Source organism: Isorropodon fossajaponicum endosymbiont JTNG4, from assembly GCF_016592615.1.
Classification (GTDB): domain Bacteria; phylum Pseudomonadota; class Gammaproteobacteria; order PS1; family Pseudothioglobaceae; genus Ruthia.
Genome location: NZ_AP013043.1, coordinates 157812 through 175870, shown reverse-complemented (window position 1 = coordinate 175870; position 18059 = coordinate 157812). Strand labels below are relative to the sequence as shown.

The 18059-nt window shown below is 36.7% G+C and carries 20 protein-coding genes and 1 pseudogene; 9 read left to right on the top strand and 12 right to left on the bottom strand.

Annotation, left to right across the window (positions count from 1 at the left end; all coding sequences use genetic code 11):
• Window positions 1–57 precede the first annotated feature (57 nt).
• The 6 genes and pseudogenes from CVFO_RS00995 to msrP form a co-directional block, all read right to left on the bottom strand.
• Complete coding sequence (locus tag CVFO_RS00995) at window positions 58–246, bottom strand: hypothetical protein (RefSeq protein WP_201339742.1); 189 nt, start codon at window positions 244–246, stop codon at window positions 58–60.
• 5 nt (window positions 247–251) lie between these two features.
• Complete coding sequence (locus CVFO_RS00990; RefSeq protein WP_201339741.1) at window positions 252–587, bottom strand: gamma-glutamylcyclotransferase family protein; 336 nt, start codon at window positions 585–587, stop codon at window positions 252–254.
• A gap of 10 nt (window positions 588–597) precedes the next feature.
• Window positions 598–1887, bottom strand: a complete 1290-nt coding sequence (locus CVFO_RS00985) for a M16 family metallopeptidase (RefSeq protein WP_201339740.1) — start codon at window positions 1885–1887, stop codon at window positions 598–600.
• Window positions 1884–3209: a M16 family metallopeptidase gene (locus CVFO_RS00980; protein WP_201339739.1), complete on the bottom strand. Its 1326-nt coding sequence runs from the start codon at window positions 3207–3209 to the stop codon at window positions 1884–1886. Before CVFO_RS00980 ends, CVFO_RS00985 begins: the two co-directional genes overlap by 4 nt.
• On the bottom strand, window positions 3194–3610 hold the full coding sequence (msrQ, locus tag CVFO_RS00975) for a protein-methionine-sulfoxide reductase heme-binding subunit MsrQ (RefSeq protein ID WP_201339738.1): 417 nt from the start codon (window positions 3608–3610) through the stop codon (window positions 3194–3196). Before msrQ ends, CVFO_RS00980 begins: the two co-directional genes overlap by 16 nt.
• A 166-nt stretch (window positions 3611–3776) precedes the next feature.
• Window positions 3777–4541 (bottom strand): annotated as a pseudogene (gene msrP, locus CVFO_RS00970) (protein-methionine-sulfoxide reductase catalytic subunit MsrP).
• 285 nt (window positions 4542–4826) lie between these two features.
• On the opposite strand from msrP, the gene ftsY reads away from it, so the two are divergent.
• The 4 genes from ftsY (at window position 4827) to CVFO_RS00950 (ending at window position 8108) form a co-directional block, all read left to right on the top strand.
• Window positions 4827–5783 (top strand): signal recognition particle-docking protein FtsY, encoded by a 957-nt coding sequence (ftsY, locus tag CVFO_RS00965; RefSeq protein WP_201339737.1) that lies wholly within the window; start codon window positions 4827–4829, stop codon window positions 5781–5783.
• Between the two features lie 32 nt (window positions 5784–5815).
• Window positions 5816–6319 carry a thioredoxin family protein gene (locus CVFO_RS00960; RefSeq protein WP_201339736.1) on the top strand — a complete coding sequence of 168 codons (504 nt, stop codon included), beginning with the start codon at window positions 5816–5818 and terminating at the stop codon, window positions 6317–6319.
• A gap of 95 nt (window positions 6320–6414) precedes the next feature.
• The gene (locus CVFO_RS00955) at window positions 6415–7635 is read left to right on the top strand and encodes a TolC family protein (protein ID WP_201339735.1); all 1221 of its coding nucleotides are present in this window, start codon (window positions 6415–6417) and stop codon (window positions 7633–7635) included.
• The gene (locus tag CVFO_RS00950) at window positions 7632–8108 is read left to right on the top strand and encodes an efflux RND transporter periplasmic adaptor subunit (RefSeq protein WP_201339734.1); all 477 of its coding nucleotides are present in this window, start codon (window positions 7632–7634) and stop codon (window positions 8106–8108) included. The genes CVFO_RS00955 and CVFO_RS00950 overlap by 4 nt, the downstream gene beginning before the upstream one ends.
• A 244-nt stretch (window positions 8109–8352) precedes the next feature.
• Here the strand turns inward: CVFO_RS00950 and CVFO_RS00945 are convergent, their stop codons facing one another.
• From CVFO_RS00945 to hemC, 3 genes are read right to left on the bottom strand one after another with little or no spacing between them, the layout of a single operon-like run.
• Window positions 8353–8793 (bottom strand): hypothetical protein, encoded by a 441-nt coding sequence (locus CVFO_RS00945; RefSeq protein WP_201339733.1) that lies wholly within the window; start codon window positions 8791–8793, stop codon window positions 8353–8355.
• A gap of 48 nt (window positions 8794–8841) precedes the next feature.
• Window positions 8842–9072, bottom strand: coding sequence for a 4a-hydroxytetrahydrobiopterin dehydratase (locus tag CVFO_RS00940; protein ID WP_225879288.1), 231 nt, complete (start codon window positions 9070–9072; stop codon window positions 8842–8844).
• Between the two features lie 3 nt (window positions 9073–9075).
• Window positions 9076–9990 (bottom strand): hydroxymethylbilane synthase, encoded by a 915-nt coding sequence (gene hemC, locus CVFO_RS00935; RefSeq protein WP_201339732.1) that lies wholly within the window; start codon window positions 9988–9990, stop codon window positions 9076–9078.
• Window positions 9991–10020: 30 nt separating this feature from the next.
• Between hemC and CVFO_RS00930 the strand changes: the two genes are divergently transcribed.
• Genes CVFO_RS00930 through fmt form a run of 3 tightly spaced genes read left to right on the top strand, consistent with a single transcriptional unit; the run spans window position 10021 to window position 12895 of the window.
• A complete protein-coding gene (locus CVFO_RS00930; RefSeq protein ID WP_201339731.1) occupies window positions 10021–10500 on the top strand; it encodes a thioredoxin family protein in 480 nt (159 codons plus the stop codon).
• Complete coding sequence (gene argH / locus CVFO_RS00925) at window positions 10497–11939, top strand: argininosuccinate lyase (RefSeq protein ID WP_201339730.1); 1443 nt, start codon at window positions 10497–10499, stop codon at window positions 11937–11939. The genes CVFO_RS00930 and argH overlap by 4 nt, the downstream gene beginning before the upstream one ends.
• Window positions 11940–11965: 26 nt before the next feature.
• Entirely contained in the window at window positions 11966–12895 is a 930-nt protein-coding gene (fmt, locus tag CVFO_RS00920) for a methionyl-tRNA formyltransferase (RefSeq protein WP_201339729.1), read from the top strand.
• Window positions 12896–12983: 88 nt separating this feature from the next.
• Here the strand turns inward: fmt and CVFO_RS00915 are convergent, their stop codons facing one another.
• From CVFO_RS00915 to CVFO_RS00905, 3 genes are all read right to left on the bottom strand, one after another.
• Window positions 12984–13415: a hypothetical protein gene (locus tag CVFO_RS00915; RefSeq protein WP_201339728.1), complete on the bottom strand. Its 432-nt coding sequence runs from the start codon at window positions 13413–13415 to the stop codon at window positions 12984–12986.
• A gap of 418 nt (window positions 13416–13833) precedes the next feature.
• Window positions 13834–14271, bottom strand: coding sequence for a polysaccharide deacetylase family protein (locus tag CVFO_RS00910; protein ID WP_201339727.1), 438 nt, complete (start codon window positions 14269–14271; stop codon window positions 13834–13836).
• A 186-nt stretch (window positions 14272–14457) separates the two neighbouring features.
• Window positions 14458–14919, bottom strand: a complete 462-nt coding sequence (locus CVFO_RS00905) for a tRNA (cytidine(34)-2'-O)-methyltransferase (protein ID WP_201339726.1) — start codon at window positions 14917–14919, stop codon at window positions 14458–14460.
• Window positions 14920–14998: 79 nt separating this feature from the next.
• On the opposite strand from CVFO_RS00905, the gene clpB reads away from it, so the two are divergent.
• Both clpB and CVFO_RS00895 read left to right on the top strand, forming a co-directional pair.
• Window positions 14999–17557 carry an ATP-dependent chaperone ClpB gene (gene clpB / locus CVFO_RS00900; RefSeq protein WP_201339725.1) on the top strand — a complete coding sequence of 853 codons (2559 nt, stop codon included), beginning with the start codon at window positions 14999–15001 and terminating at the stop codon, window positions 17555–17557.
• Between the two features lie 226 nt (window positions 17558–17783).
• A complete protein-coding gene (locus CVFO_RS00895; protein ID WP_201339724.1) occupies window positions 17784–18044 on the top strand; it encodes a helix-turn-helix domain-containing protein in 261 nt (86 codons plus the stop codon).
• The last annotated feature ends 15 nt before the right edge of the window (window positions 18045–18059 follow it).

Below are 18059 nucleotides of genomic sequence, written 5' to 3'. Positions count from 1 at the left end.
TTGAAAATGCTGACACTGGGTTACTTTGTGCACTTTTTCCTAATGCTATCTCAGCAATTAAAACAGGCACACCCACCAAAACAACACAAACGCCCCGCCACCATTTTCACCTACGATATAAGGGAACTTCCAAATATTACCCAATCCTACAGCTGAGCCAATTGCAGCCAGTAAAAACACACCTCGGTTTGACCATTGAGAATGGCTTATTGTCTTTTGATTTTCAGTATTAAAAAGCCCTTTCATTATGTCTAAGCCTTAACATATACCCAAGCATCTTGCCCAGATTGAAACTTACCTTTAATACGTTGATAGGCATCTACTTCATATTGATCAGATGTAAACAGCTCTGTTTGCGTTATTTTAAACACCACACCATCAACACAATCGCCCACACTAGGAACAGCAATTGGATGATAAGTTTTACCACTTAATTCAACAACCGATGCATCTTCAATTTTTACACGACGCAATTGATAGTCCAATAATTGATCTGCATAACCCTCTAACACACGCCCAAATGTTTCTAATTGCACTGGTGTATTTTGCAAGGTTCCATAAGAAAAAAGTAATTCACTTGTGTTCATAATGCTTTTTCTATTGAGTTTGCCCAACACTTAAAATAATGAACTTATCCATATCGATTAGTCGACTAAACGCCATTTGAATATCTTTGGCACTAATGTTTTTTATTTTATCAGTAAAACGACTTAAATAATCAAAAGACAGGTCGTAAAAACCAATGATTGACAAGTACGTTAAAATACTTGCATTGCTCGCCGTTTCTAGGGCAAAACCGCCAATGATATTGTCTTTGCCATCTTGCAGTTGCTGACTACTAACTGGATGATTTAAAAAGCTTTTCAGTGTTTTAATGGCAATTTTTTGGGCTTGGTCGGCTTGGTCGTTTTTGGTTTGCAATTTTACTAAGAAAAAACCATTTGACCTCATCTTAGTAAAATAACTCACCACCGAATAGGCCAAACCTTTTTGCTCACGAATTTCACCACTTAGAATGGAGGTTAGTCCGCTACCACCCAAAATATGATTGCCTAAATATAACGAATAATAATCAGGATGTGTCCGATTAATACCCGTTTGTCCTATTAACAAATGTGTTTGCTTAGATGGAAATTCAATATGAATATTTTGTGATTTTTTAAGCCCTTTAACAAGTGGATTGCTTTGGGCTTTTTTGCCACTGTTTAAGCCATGGGAGATTTGTCTAGCAATTTGTTTGGCTTTAGTTTTGCTAATATTACCCACCAAAGCAATGGTCAAATTTTTGGCCACATAATATGTCTGGTAGTGTTGAGCCAAATCAAGGGTAGAAATATTAGCAAGCGATATTTTGGTGCCAATTTTTGTATGCCCGTAAGGATGTCCAGCAAAAACCGCTTTATCAAAAGCAAGTGATGCTATTGAAGCAGGCGATTGTTTAATGGCTTTAATTGAACGCAAGGTTTGTTTCTTTTCACGGTTTAAATATTTATGCTTAAACACTGGTTGAGTAACAACTTCAGTTAATGTATCTAACGCTACTTGTAAATTATCTTGACGTGTTAACGTACGCAATGAAACAATTGCCATATCTTTTAAAGAATGCGTGGAGAATTGCGCACCTACCGATTCAAACAGTTCAATAATTTGCTCCTGTGAATGATATTTACTCGCCGTACCCAACAAGCTATTAGTTAAAGTTGCCAAGCCAAATTTAGCACCATCTCTAGAACTAGCCGCATCAAAATTTAAGGCAATATCAAGCATGGGCAAGTCTTGGGTTTGTGCAAACAACACTTTAGCACCTTCAGGCGTTATCCAGTGCATAATATTTAACTTGGCTTGTGCTTGAGTTGTCAATAACAATAAAATAATTAGAAATTTCATTTAATGCCTTGTGGTATCAACTCAACATAATTAAGCGTATCAAAATCTAAATACTGCTTAGCAACATTAGCCACATCTTGAGTGCTTACTTGATTCATTCTATCTACATAATTTAACAACTGATCAACCCCCAATCCTACACTAGAGAGCACGCCCAAGTAGTATGACTGGGTAGAGATTTGGTCTTGTTCAAAAATAAAATCAGCCTCCAGTTGTACCTTGGTACGCCTTAATTCGGTCCCAATTAAATGTGGCTTTTCAATCAACGCTTTTACTTGAGTTTTTATCATTTGAAGGATGTTTTGATTACTAATCCCTTGTGCAGGAACAAAACTAATAGTGAACAAAGTATCAAATTTATCATACAATCGATAACCCACACTAATGCCTGACACTATTTGTTGACTTCTAATTAATGCTTTTGATAAGACATTGTCTAAAATATAAGCCAACATTTCTAGTTGATATGCCTTGTCTTCACTGCTCGTTGTGACCAAGCTTGGTACATGAAAACTCATTGCGTAAAATGGCAATTCAGCCTTAAGCTTGAGCACTCGTGATTGTTTATTAAGTGCAATAGAGGGTCTATTTTTATGATTATCAATATTTGGATTCGCCTTATATTCACCAAAATATCGGGTTGCGTATTCAATCACACGCTTTGGATTAACATCACCTACCACAACCAGCGTTGCATTATTAGGTGCATAATAGGTTTCATACCAATGGCGCAAATCAGACAAATGATAATTTTCTATATCTGCTTGAAAGCCAATAATGGGCGCATGATAAGCGCCTTTTGAATCAAAAGAAATTAGTCGTAAATTTTCATACACCCTTGCACTAGGATTATCTTCCACACGCAACCTGCGTTCTTCAATCACCACTTGTCTTTCCTTGGTTAGCTCAGCATCAGAAAAACTCAAATGACGCATTCTATCCGCCTCCATCTTAATGGCAAGCTCTAATTTTGATTGATGCATTTTTTGATAATAAGCGGTGTAATCCTTCGAGGTAAACGCATTTTCATCGCCACCATTACGCGCAATAATACGCGAGAACTCACCTGATTTATATACGCGTGAACCCTTAAACATCATATGCTCAAGCATGTGCGAGATGCCTGTTATGGGTTGAGATTCATCACTAGCACCCACTTTATACCAAAGTTGAGAGATAAACACAGGCGCACGACGGTCAGTTTTAATAATAATTTTAAAGCCATTATCAAGCACTGCCATACTCACATTTGAGCTACCCAATCCTTCAGAAAATGCCAAGTGGTGAATGAATAAGGTAATATACGCTATGAATTTAACCATCTTTTCCAATTAATCCTAAAACCAAGTAGCGGCGACGCAATCAAGCTATAAATCATCGGTTCAATATCCATAGACGATTTTGCCTGCCAATAAAAATGCACAATAACCAATATAATAATCAAATAAATAGATTTATGTAACTTTTTCCAACGCTTGCCTAAACGACGCACCATTTTATTAGTTGAGGTAATTGCCAATAAAAACAACAAAATAAAGGCACTAAAACCAATGGTTGTATAAGGTCGTTTCATCACATCTGCAAGCACTAATTGAAACTCAAAATTTTGATCAATTAAGTAAATACTCAAATGCAAACAAGCATAAAAAAAGCTAAACACACCAATCATTCGACGATATTTAATCAATGAAAAAGGTAGTATTTTATTTAACGGTGTTATCAACAAACTAAATAGCAAAAACCTTAGTGCTCATTGCCCTGTTGGATTGGTAATCTCCTCAATAGGGTCAATTAAATGACCTAAAAGCACATCAGACAACAATAACAAAAAAAGGCGTTAAGAGTAGTACAAACAACAATGGCTTTTGCCAAAAAGAGCCATATATAAATTAAAAATTCTTAACCAAATCAAGCCCTGTGTATAAATGCGCAACTTCATTACCATAGCCGTTAAACAATTCAGTCTTGTATTTTTCTGGTGAGAAAAAACTTCCTATGCCAATCACGCGTTCACATGCTTGTGACCAACGTGGATGATCCACGGCTGGATTAACATTGGCATAAAATCCATATTCACTAGAAGCTTGATCTTGCCAAGTATTGAGTGGTACGGTTTCTTGAAAATGAATTGAAACAATCGATTTAATATTTTTAAAACCATACTTCCAAGGCCCAACTAAACGTAGTGGTGCACCATTTTGGTTGGGCAATGTTTTGCCATATAAACCCACTGCTAATAAGCTCAAAGGGTTCATTGCCTCAGCAATTGTTAATCCTTCAATATAAAGCCGGTCCAAAGTAGGTCGCTTTTACCATGGTATTTGTGTTTTATCAAACAAAGTTTTGAACGCCACATATTTTGCTTTTGAGGTAAGTTGAAAAGTTTTAAGCACACTTGCTAACGGCACACCCACCCAAGGAATAGCCATCGACCAAGCCTCTACACAACTAAAGCGATAAATGCGCTCTTCCAGTTGATAAGGCGCAATAAAATCCTCTAAATCGTAATCACCCTGCTTTAAGCATTCACCAGAAACTTTGATATGCCAAGGCTTGGGTTTTAAAGTATGGACATTTTTTGCTGGATCGCGCTTGCCAGTACCAAATTCATAAAAATTATTATAATTGGTAATTTCTTTGAAAGAATGTAGCATCAGTTCCTTGCCATAATTGGTTGATATCATCTTGTCAGACAAGCCACCACCTTGCAACCCCTTCTGCTGAACTTGGCCAAGCCCACACCTAAGCGTGCACTTTGTTTAATAAAGTTACGCCGATTAAGATAGTGAGCCTCATCGGTTACGTGGTATGTCAGTCATTTTTTTTCATCATTTATATTGCCAAGAGCACTGATTTTATTATACGTTGTCAAATATGCAAAGTTTCACTTTGAAAAAAATAAAGAATAGTAAAATTAATTTTTTTATACTTGAATTGCTATGTTTAATTTTTTAAAAAAAAATCAGTCAAAATCAGAAGGTTTAGATGCAGACAAGCCGACTTCATTAAGACAACGCTTAGATAAATCTAGACAAAAGTTAGGGTCTGGCTTATCTTCTTTATTATTAGGTAAAAAAGAAATTAATGAGGGTTTATTAGAAGCACTAGAGGTGGTATTAATCACTGCTGATGTTGGCATTAATACCACAGATAAAATACTAGAATCTGTACGTAAAAATGCCTCTAGGAAAACCCTAAAAGATGCTGAAAGCTTATATCAATTCTTAAAAGATGAATTGGGCAAATTACTGATTGAAGATAACCAGCTTAATACTAATATTAATGAAACTTTTGTTATTCTAGTCGTGGGTGTTAATGGTGCTGGTAAAACCACCTTGATTGGCAAGTTAGCAAAATCTTTTCAAAATCAAGGTAAGTCGGTTATGTTAGCAGCAGGCGATACCTTCCGCGCTGCAGCTGTTGAACAACTTAAAGTATGGGGCGAGCGTAATCAAATACCCGTGATTGCACAAACAACAGGTGCTGATGCAGCTTCGGTTATCTTTGATGCCTACCAATCAGCACAAGCTAAGAATATTGACATCTTAATTGCTGACACGGCAGGACGATTACACACGCAAGACAACCTCATGCAAGAACTGGCCAAAATTAAACGCGTCATTGCCAAACAAAATGCAAATGCACCGCATGAAACCATGCTAATTATTGACGGCGGGTCAGGACAAAACGCTATCAATCAAGCTAAAGAATTTAACAAAGCAGTTACTCTAAGCGGCATTAGCATCACTAAACTAGATGGCACTGCCAAGGGCGGAGTTTTATTTGCAATTGCTGGTGAGCTTAATTTGCCTATTCGTTATATTGGCATAGGTGAAGGGATTGATGATCTTAAAGTCTTTCAACCCAAGCAATTCATTAACGCTTTGTTTGATTAAATGATACAATGATTGAAAACTTGGGGCGTTTTATGAAAAAAATTCTTTATTTATTACTAGTATTTATTTGCTCTTATTCTACATATGCAGCAGATGGTCATACTTTTTTTGATCAGCATTTTAATGACTATTCTGAAAATTTAGACGATGCCATTGACGCTAAAAAAGATGGAATTTTTATTTTTTTTCACATGGAAGAATGCCCATTTTGCCAAAAAATGCGACGCAACGTACTTGGCCAAAAGCCTGTTATTGACTACTTTAAACAACATTTTTTAAACTTTGAAGTTGACATAGAATCTAGCGTGAATTTGACTGATTTTAACGGCAATGACGTCTTAGAAAAAATCTTTGCCAAACGCCACAATCTAGTGGGCGCTACGCCCGTACTTGCTTTTTTTGATTTAAATGGCAAACGTATGGTGCGGCGCACAGGATTTGCCAATGAAAAAGATTTCTTACTGCTGGCAAAATATTTTGTTGAAAAGGCTTACAAAAACGAAAGGTTTATACGCCACAAACGCAAATATCGGTGATTTTATTAACCATCCATCATCAGATAAAACTCTTAATTAATCTCGTTTTAATCAAAAGAATTTTGGGCAAGCATACTGGAATTTTTGAGTTTCTTGTGTTGCTGTCGTCATTTGTTATAGCAATCGAAATACCCAATCCATTAAGCTTAGAACAAGCACTTGAAATCGGAAAAAATCAAAGCCTTGAAGTGCAAAAACAACAATTAATCATCAGCACAGATTTGATTGATTTGCTAGTTGCTCAATCCAATTTTGATTTGAAAGCCAGCTTGGATTTGCAACTAGCACAAAGAGATCAATACTCTGATAATGTTGATGACTCATATACATTTATTCGCCTTGAAAAAACTCTATTTGAACAAAGTTCTGAACTTGGCATTAATACCGCTCAACAAACAATTGCTAATGCCAAACAAAACCTAGCCAACCTGAAAAAAGAAAAAAACATTGATATTATGCGTCGTTTTTTTGATGTGGTTTTAGTTGATATGCAACTTGAAACCATGCTTGAACGTTTGGCAATTTCTGCCATTCGAGCAAATAATGTACAAGATGACTTTGACATTAATAAAGCATCAGAGGTGGAGTTACTTGAAAAGCAAGCCATTACCCAATTAGATGTTAGTAAGCGCATAAAAGTTGAGGCTGAGCAAATTCTTAAGCGTGCAAAATTAGCAGATATTCTAGGCATTAACTATGAGAATCGCCCTGATGATTTAACCAAACCTGAATTAAAATATTATTTTTCTAAACCTTTTACATCACTTGATGAGTTAAGAGAAAATACATTTAAAAATAACACCAGGCTACAAATCATGCGCCGAGATTTATCCTCAATCAAGCATCAAATTAGCAACCACAAAAACGATTATGGTGTTGTGATTAAGGGTAACGTTAGAATAGGCGAACAGGCCTATTCGCGTGAAAAAAATGGAAAATTACGCTTTGGCATTAATTTAACCATGCCACTTGGCAATAACACCACCAGACAACAAACCATTACAAAACTTGGCATGCAAGCCAAGCAAGCTGAACTGGATATTAAACAATTTAAACAAAATTTATCCTCACAAGTGCTTATGCTTTGGCTCACGCTTAACGAGTTAAAACAAATACAAACATCACTTACCACTGAACTTGATTATCGTGATTTATACCTTGAACGTGCTAGAGCACATTATGAAATGGAGTTGGAAAGCGATATTGGAGATGCACTCACTCAGTTCACTAATACGGAATACAAATTAGCCAAAAACCAATTTGATTTTGTGATTACTTTTGAAAAACTTGCCTTACTTACAGGAGAGACACCATGAAGATTAAATCGATGATTTTGCTAGTATTTATTAGTATGAATACAGCAGCATTAGAAATATACCCACTGGTTTCTGGTGAAATTACCATGATTAAATCTATTGGAAGTTCTGTTAAACAAGGCGATTTACTGGTACAAATTGACAATGCACAAGCAAAACTAGAGCTGGACTACCTAAAAGCACTACAGAAAACCTACCAGCAAAATTTTGATGACAAGCAGTTGGATCTTCAACAAACACAGGAGTTATATGACCGCCTAGTTTCTTCACATAGGGATTTAGAAATCATACAATTGGTTTTTGACAAAGCCAAACGCGAGTTAGAAGCGCACAATATCAAAATCAAAATTGCTGAAATTGAACTGAAAAAATACAAAATTTACGCACCCATACCTGGCACCATTAAAGCCACACCTAATTTAAGAAATGCAACCAATACTAACGCACCAAAAGTGCTAATAATTTTAGAATAACTAAGAGGTTTATTTTCTAGTATTTTGTTCAATGCGTAGCATGGCCAACATCATCACAAACATAATAAAAATTCCCAAAGCGACAGCGGCGGCCATGCCTAGAGCAATAAAGCCTATCATTTGCTAAGTTTTAACCGTACCCATTTTTAATAGATTGCCCTGTGTTTTCTGGTTGACTTGTTGAGCAAACATTTGATCATGCCAGTGTAATAAATCCTCAATATTAATTTGGTTATTTTCAGTGTTAAGTGCTTGCTTGTTTGATTAATTTCTCTAAAGATTGCACATAAGCCAATTGCAACGTTTTTGTATAAGGATTGGACTTAATTTTAGGCAAGATTTTTATTCTGTGCTGCATATTAATAACTTCATCAGGCAACTGCTGTAAATGGTTAATAATTTGCTGAGTATATTTATCAAACTCACGCTCAAAACTATTCTGTTCATCTTGCTTTAATGATTGATTGACATCTAAATAAATCTTAATATTGTTGGTTGGTGCGCGTGAGTTTTGATATTGGTCAAAATCAACCACTGGATTTTCAATCTCGTCACTAACTTGTGTGTTAATTTTTTCATAACTAACCACGCCTAGTGCAATAACGGCTATTAATGAAACCAGCGCAAACAACAAACCAATGCGTTGCACGATAATAAAAAAATTCTTCTCAATAAATCTCAACATGCTCACTTGCTCATATGGTTAAAAATACCACTAATTTTAGTAGCTAACTCAACGTCTAATTGGGCCTTCACTATGTGTGATTAAATCAATCACAACGGTTGTATAAACATTTGACCACTGTGGGTGATGATTCATCATCGAGGCCTTCATAACAACCTGGGTTATAAAACCAAAAGCTTGGGCAAAATCAGCAAAAACAAAAGTTTGATGCAATTTACCATCAAGCATTGTCCAGCCTGATAATTTAGACAACATCTTTAAATCAGGTGGCGTGTTCATTCTTTAACCTTTTAAAATATCTTTAGCACCTAGTGATATGAGTTTGTTTGCCAATTCAACACCCAAAGCCTCTGCTTGAGAAACATGACCCAAAACTTGCTCTTTTAATATCACACCAGTATCAACATTACCCACCAAGCCCGTTAGCGTTATTTGCTCATTATCAATCAAAGCAAAGCCTGCAATCGGTACCGAGCAGCCACCCTCAAGGCGTGCATTCATGGCTCGCTCTGCGCTTACTCTATAGGTGGTTTCAATATCAATCAAAGGCTTAATTAAATCTAAGATTTCTGTATCATTTTCACGAATTTCAATACCCACTGCACCTTGTCCTACGGCAGGCAAGCTTTGCTGGTCAGAAATTTGTTGTTTGATTCGACTCTCAAGTCTTAGACGAATAAGCCCTGCACAGGCAAGAATGATGCCATCAAACTCGCCTTCATCTAATTTTTTTAATCGAGTATTGACATTACCACGCAAATCTAGGATTTTTAAATCAGGGCGGATGGCTTTAAGTTGTACAATACGGCGCATTGAACAAGTACCAACTTTAGCATTTTGTGGCAAGTCATCAATGCTAGAAAAATTATTGGAAACAAAGGCATCAAAGGGATTTTCGCGTTTTAAAATTGCCCCTAACTCAAATCCTTGTGATATTTCATAAGGCACGTCTTTCATAGAATGCACAGCAATATCAGCCATGTCCTTTATCATACTAACCTCTAATTCTTTAATAAACAAACCCTTGCCACCAATTTTTGACAAGGGCGAGTTTAAAATTTGATCGCCCTTGGTGGTCATTTCTACCAAAACAACTGTTAGATTAGGATAGGTTTTTTCCAGTCTAGTTTTAACATGCTGTGCTTGCCATAATGCCAATGGAGATTGTCGAGTTGCAATTTTTAGGGTTTTGTTCATGGTTAAAAGAGTTTATATTAAAATAGGCCCATGTTTCGATTTTATCTATTACTGCTTGTGCTTGTTTCTAATTTTGCTACGTCGCAAGATTTAGCACTACCGCTGGCAAAAAACCTCTTAGAAGATGCTCAGTTGGTGCGTAAAAACGAAACGCCTATTTTAATAATGTTTTCTATTCCTAACTGTCCTTATTGTCAAAAAGTCAAACAAGAAGTCATTGCACCAATGAATGAATTGGATGAATATAAAAACAAAGTCATCATTCGCCATGTTAATGCTGGCACACTAAAAGATATGAAGGATTTTTACAATAACGACACCAATCACGGTAGATTTGCCTTTCAAAATGGCATTAATTTTTACCCTACAATATTTCTTATGGATAATTATGGTGCAAACTTAGGTAAAATAATTGGCGTGCCTAGCATGGATTATTATTGGACTGAGCTTGACAAGGTGATTGACAAATCAATCACTAAACTTAAACGACAATTAAAGGCAGAATTATGACGAACGACACACAACATAAGCAACACACAGTAGCCTCCAAAGAGGCGTCTAGGCAAACAACACAAACCAATCAATCTTGGGGTGGACGTTTTAGTGAACCAACAGATGAATTTGTTAAAATTTTTGGCGCATCAATATTCTTTGACAAGATTTTAGCACCTTATGACATTCAAGGCTCAATTGCTCATGCCACTATGTTACAAGAAGTTGGTTTGCTTACTGAAAATGAAAAAAATCAAATTATTAAAGGTCTCGAGAAAATTCTAAGTGACATCAAAACTGGTGAATTTAAGTGGTCAGTAACACTTGAAGATGTACATATGAATATTGAGGCACGTCTGGTTAAAATGATTGGCGATGTAGGTAAAAAACTACACACAGGGCGTTCTCGTAATGATCAAATTGCAACTGACACTCGCCTTTATTTACGCAACCAAGTCGATGATATTACTAACGAGATTAAGCGCTTACAACTGGCACTAGTTGATTTAGCTGAAAAAGAGACAAGTACAATTATGCCTGGCTTTACCCATCTTCAAGCTGCACAACCCGTCAGTTTTGGCCATCATATGATGGCTTATTTTGAAATGTTAGCGCGTGATGTAGAACGTCTATTTGATTGTCGCAAGCGCATCAACTCAATGCCACTAGGTTCAGCTGCATTAGCAGGCACTACTTATCCAATTAACCGCACGCATACAGCTGAATTATTAGGCTTTGAACGCATTTGTCTTAATTCACTTGATGGCGTTAGTGATCGAGATTTTTCCATTGAGTTTTTATCCGCAGCAAGCATCATTATGATGCATCTTTCACGTTTTTCAGAAGAGTTAATTTTATGGTCAAGTGCACAGTTTAATTTTATCGAATTGCCTGATAGTTTTTGCACAGGCTCATCCATCATGCCACAAAAGAAAAACCCAGATGTGCCCGAATTGGTTCGCGGAAAAACAGGTCGCGTATATGGCAATTTAACCTCACTGCTTACGATTATGAAATCTCAACCACTGGCTTATAACAAAGACAATCAAGAAGACAAAGAACCATTATTTGATACAGTTGACACTTTAAAAGCCTGTTTACGTGTGTTTGCAGACATGGTACCAACCATTCAAATCAAGCGTGATAATATGTATAACTCGACCAAACAAGGCTACACCACAGCCACTGATTTAGCTGATTATTTAGTTAACAAAGGTTTGCCCTTTAGAGATGCACACGAAGTGGTTGGAAAATCAGTTGCTTACGGTATTGTGCACCAAAAAGATTTAAGCGAGCTTAGCTTGGAAGAGTTACAAACCTTTGATAGTCGCATTAAAAACGATGTATTTGAGATGCTCTCACTAGAAGGCTCATTAAATGCACGCAATCACTTAGGTGCAACCAGTCCCAACCAAGTCAAACAAGCCATCAAAATAGCAAGAAAAACTTTAAAATAATGCACCAAAAAAGTACTTCTTTCAGGATGCGCATTGTCTTTGCAGGCACGCCTGAGTTTTCGATAGGTATATTAGCAGCGCTCATTAACGCCAAACATGATATTGTTGGCGTATATTGCCAACCCGATCGACCCAAGGGTCGCGGAAGAGTGTTAACAGCTTGCCCTGTTAAAGTAAAAGCATTAGAACATAACTTAAACGTTTTTCAACCTGAAAACTTAAAAGATGACAAAACCCAACAAGTCTTAGCAAAACTCAATGCAGATGTGATAGTAGTAGTGGCTTACGGGCAAATATTACCTGCTAAAATCCTCAATACACCCAAATATGGTTGCCTTAATATCCACGGCTCATTATTACCACGTTGGCGTGGCGCAGCACCTATTCAGCGTGCAATTTTGGCAGGTGATAAAACCACAGGCATTGATATCATGCAAATGAATGAGGGTTTAGATACGGGTGATATCTTACTTGAAAAAACCTGTCCAATCACACTCACTGATACAGCCCAATCTCTACATGACAAACTGTCCAAACTTGGCTCTAATACTATTATTGAAGCTTTGAATAATCTTGATAATTTATCGCCAACAATGCAAAGTGAAAACAACATCACTTATGCCAAAAAACTCAAAAAAGACGAGGCCTGGATTGATTGGACTCAAAGTGCAATACAAATTAATCGACAAATTAGAGCATTTAACCCCTATCCTATTGCCCAAGCCCATGCATCAAGTAATAGATTTGATACTAAAGTTCTACGTATTTTATCCGCCTCTGTAGTAATGGCCGACAGCAATCACAACCCAGGCAGTATTATTAAGCACAACAAAGAGGCGTGTATTGTTGCCACTGGAGATGGTGCACTAAGTCTGGAAACCTTACAACTTTCAGGTAAAAAAGTGCTCAATATTAAAGATTTTAGTAACACCTACAACTTAACAAAATTAGATTAATAATCAAAAATCTGTTAAAAATGAAACTGAATAGTTGCCACAAGTATAAACCCTCCCTCAATACTAATATTTTTATTTAAATCATATTCTAGGCCATGATAACTATATGGCACAAAGCCTGATCCTGTTGCTTTTTTATCTTTGCATAAACCCCATCATCTCCGCAATGGGAAAAATCACCAAAAAAGAACTCCCCAGCATAAGCATAAACGCCTTCAAATATAAGTCTTTTACCAAGGTGTTTCCAATTTTTTTGTACACCCAATAATATACATCTATTATTTTCACTATTTTTAAATGTGCCAATGATTATTTTTTGGAATGCAACGCTATCATCATTAACCCGTATTTCTATGTCAAAAAAATCATTAGCGAATTTTTCAGTAAAATCGTCTCCAGAAGGTACTATATATTTGAGGTACGAGCCTGTATGTATCGAAACAATACTATCACTATTCATATTTGCATAAGTGTTGCTGAAAAATATTAAATAAACGACTAAAACAATTGGTAATTTCATTTGCCTATCCTAAGTTAAAAAAGCATCATTATATCAAATACGCCATTGGTCAACTTATTGGTCAACTTCGGGTTTAATCCACTAAATGCTATACCAATAGTAGCTATTTTTTTCTTGGTTAAACATTGTGCAATTGTATTTTGAACGCCTATTAATAAGCGGTTTTTGCGCTACAATAGAGACTTTTTTATCATTTTCCCAATGAATTTTTACCCCACTATCAGCAAAACAATTTAACTTTTCTTTTGCTGATTTTGTCAATGGGTTTTTAAAAGTCAGTCTAAAGTATAGGCGGATTTTTGTTAGTAACAATAGGGTTTATTTTATTTTCCACTATTGGCATTGGCAAGGTACTGATTTTGAGTTTAAAAGCATCCATTTTGGCATAGTTTGCCGCCATAGGAAAGCGTGGCAGGTTTTATAAATTACTAGTCGTTGACACAACGCCAGAATGCTGACCAAAAGCAACATAACCCATATTTTTTATTTGTTTTAAAATATCTAAATTAGACTCACCATAAGGATAAGCAAAGATTTTATCAACCTTACCTAGCTCTTGATTGAGTCGGTTTTGTGCTTGCTTAATTTGCATCTTAATTTGCGCTTTGTTCAAATCAAGAAAATGTGCATGGCTAGTACCATGGTTATAAAATGCCATCGTTTTACCTTGAGTATCACGCATTTTTTGCCAAGTCATCATTGCTTTGTATTTACGGTCAATTGAATCTGTTGCCACAAAAACACTCATTGACATTTGATATTTTTGTAAAAGCGGATAGGCATTTTCTGCAATTGATTGATAAGCATCATCAGCCGTTAGAACCACGCATTTGTTTGGTAAGTTATGATTATTCAAACGCGTACATTGTTTGTAAACTTAACACTTCAAAATCATTGGCCTGCAGATATTGCAAGTGCTGTTCAAATAATTTAGGTCTAATACTAGTTGATTTAGGCGCGGCATCAGAAAAATGATGATACAACAAAACCACACAACTATTAGCACTTGCCAATGGATGAAAATAACATCAATACAATAAATTTAAGCACTCTTAGCCCCTTTAAAACCGATTTGCCGCCAAGCTTCATATGCCACAATAGAAGCACAGTTTGACAAATTCAAACTACGAGACCCATCTTGCATTGGTAAAATAATGCCTTTATATTGATTTAATATGGCTTGTGGAAGCCCTCTGGTTTCTGGACCTAAAAGCAGTGAGTCACCCACTTGATACTTAACATCTGTATAAATAGTTTTAACTTTTGAACTAACTGCAAATAGCCTTTTAGGTTTTGCCTTTTCCAAATAATCATCAAAATTGTCATATTCACTGACACACATAAGTTCTTTATAATCCAGTCCTGCTCTGCGTAATTTTTTATCCTCCATTTCAAAACCATAAGGTTTGATAAGGTGCAGGTTTGCACCCATGTTGGCACATAGGCGAATAATAGCGCCAGTATTGTTGGGTATTTCAGGTTCGAACAACACTAAATTTAACATAATATTTTATTTTAGTACTTGAAATGCATTAATCATCCCATAGATAACCATTACACATCATAAAAAACACGACAAACCTATGAATATTGATAAACTAACCGCCCAATTTCAACAAGACTTAGGCGCTGCACAATCCATTGCTATTGCGAAAAATAATAGTGCTATAGAAGCAGTGCACGTTCTAAGTGCCATGTTACAAAATACCGATAGTAGTGTTAGTAATTTACTGCCCAGCACTAATATTGATACTCAAAAACTTAAACAAGAAATTGATAAAGAAATTGATACATTAGCCACGATTAACAACCCAAATGGTGATGTTAATATTTCTCAAAATCTATTACGCCTATTAAACACAGCTGAAAAAATAGCCACTGATAAGAACGATACATATTTATCAACTGAACTATTCTTATTAGCTATCATTCAAGGCAATGACACAACCACAAAACTATTAAAAGTTGCTGGTGCAAATGAGGATAGCTTAAACCAAGCAATTAACAGCCTTAGAGGAGGTGAAAACGTGAACGACCAAAATGCAGAAAATAACAGGGATGCACTGAATAAATACACCCAAGATTTAACCCAATTAGCCATTGACGGCAAGCTTGACCCTGTGATTGGTCGTGATGGTGAAATCCGCCGCGCTATTCAAGTTTTACAACGCCGTACTAAAAACAATCCAGTACTAATTGGCGAGCCTGGCGTGGGTAAAACTGCGATTGTTGAAGGTTTGGCACAACGCATTATTAATAACGAAGTGCCTGAAGGCATTAAAGGTAAGCGTGTCTTGTCATTAGACATGGCTGCACTGGTGGCAGGTGCTAAATATCGAGGTGAATTTGAAGAGCGATTAAAAGCCGTGCTCAAAGAATTAGAAGCCGAACAAGGTCAAGTCATTTTATTTATTGATGAGTTGCACACCATGGTTGGTGCTGGCAAATCTGACGGGGCTATGGATGCAGGTAATATGCTAAAACCAGCACTGGCTCGTGGTGATTTACACTGCGTGGGCGCCACCACATTAGATGAATACCGCCAATATATTGAAAAAGACGCCGCTTTAGAGCGCAGGTTTCAAAAAGTATTGGTGGACGAGCCAACCGAACAAGACACCATTGCTATTTTGCGTGGTCTTAAAGAAAAGTACGAGGTGCATCATGGTGTAGAAATCACCGATCCTGCCATTATCGCTGCTGTCACTTATTCAACCAGATACATTACTGACAGGCAACTGCCAGATAAAGCCATTGATTTAATTGACGAAGCCGCCTCACAAATCCGCATGGAGATTGATTCAAAACCAGAGTCAATGGACAAACTTGACCGTAAACTGGTGCAACTTAAAATTGAACGCATGGCGCTTAAAAAAGAAAAAGATAAGGCTTCTAAAGCGCGACTAAAAGAATTGGTTGAGTTGATTAAATCATTAGAAAAAGAGTACGCTGATTTGGAAGAAATTTGGAAAAAAGAAAAATTAGTGGTTCAAGGTGCACACCATCTTAAAGAAGAACTAGAACAAGCAAAAGCCGATTTAGAAAGCGCGCATCGTAATAACGATTTAGCCAAAATGAGTGAACTTCAATACGGCATCATCCCTGAGTTAGAGCAAAAAATAAGTGTGGCTGAAAATGCTGATACGCAGAAAATGACCCTACTTAGAAATAAAGTGACTGAGGATGAAATCGCCCACATTGTCGCCCGTTGGACAGGCATTCCTGTGGATAAAATGATGACAGGCGAAAAAGACAAATTGCTGCAAATGGAGAGCATTATTCACAAACGTCTAGTGGGTCAAGACAAAGCCGTTAAAGTAATTTCTGACGCCGTACGTCGTGCACGTAGTGGCTTGTCTGATCCTAACCGCCCCGATGGTTCATTTTTATTTATGGGACCAACTGGTGTGGGTAAAACTGAACTCACCAAAGCTTTAGCGGACTTCTTATTTGATACTGAACAAGCCATTGTCCGTGTTGATATGAGCGAGTTTATGGAAAAACACTCGGTTGCACGTTTGATTGGTGCACCACCAGGTTATGTTGGCTATGAGCAAGGTGGTGTGCTCACTGAAGCTGTACGTCGCAAACCTTATTCAATCATTCTACTGGATGAAATTGAAAAAGCCCATCCAGACGTATTTAACATTCTATTGCAAGTACTGGATGATGGCCGCCTAACGGATGGCCAAGGTCGCACGGTTGATTTTAAAAATACTGTTATTATTATGACTTCAAACCTAGGTTCACACTTGATTCAAAAAAACCCAGGCAAGGATATATCTAGCGAACTTTCTAAAATTGTTAGCGAGCACTTTAGACCTGAGTTTGTCAATCGTATTGATGAAATTGTAATTTTTAAAACGCTAGAAAAATCCCAAATCAAAGGCATTGCACTCAGGCAAATTGAAATCTTATCAGCACGCTTGGCCAAACTTAATCTCAAACTAACATTGAGCGACACAGCCATCAGTATGATTGTTGACAGGGGCTATGACCCCGTATTTGGCGCCAGACCACTCAAGCGCACCATACAACAGTTATTAGAAAATCCTTTATCGCAAAAAATCCTTGCTGGAGAATTTTTATCAGGTTCAACCATTCATGGCGATGTCAAAGACGAGCAAATCATTTTCTCTTAATCAATTTTTATCTGATTAACACACAGGAGGGCTATGCCCTCCTTTTTTATTACAATATTAATATAACCCCGTTCCTGCCAAACCAACAGCCATCACAACGCCCCCATTTTGTTTAAAAACCACTTTGTTGGAAGATTATATCTTTATAAAAATTATTACCATGAAGTGCACTTCATAGCATATTTTCAATAACCCTTCAAAATTTGATATTTTTGAGGTAAATTAAGTGCCAATTAAAAACTCATTTGCTAGAGTGCTTAAACAAAAGCGCAAAATACTTAATCTATCTCAAGAGGTTCTAGCAGAAAAATCAGGACTTTCTATGCGCTCAATTTCGTTGTTTGAATGTGCCAAACAAGAGCCTTTACTTTTTAGTATTTGCTATATTGCCAAAGCATTAGAAATAAGTGCCACAGAACTCATGTATGTCATAGAAAAAGACCTACAAAATCAAGGACTTGTTGTCAACGAATCAATGCACGATTAAGTATATAATTGGGTT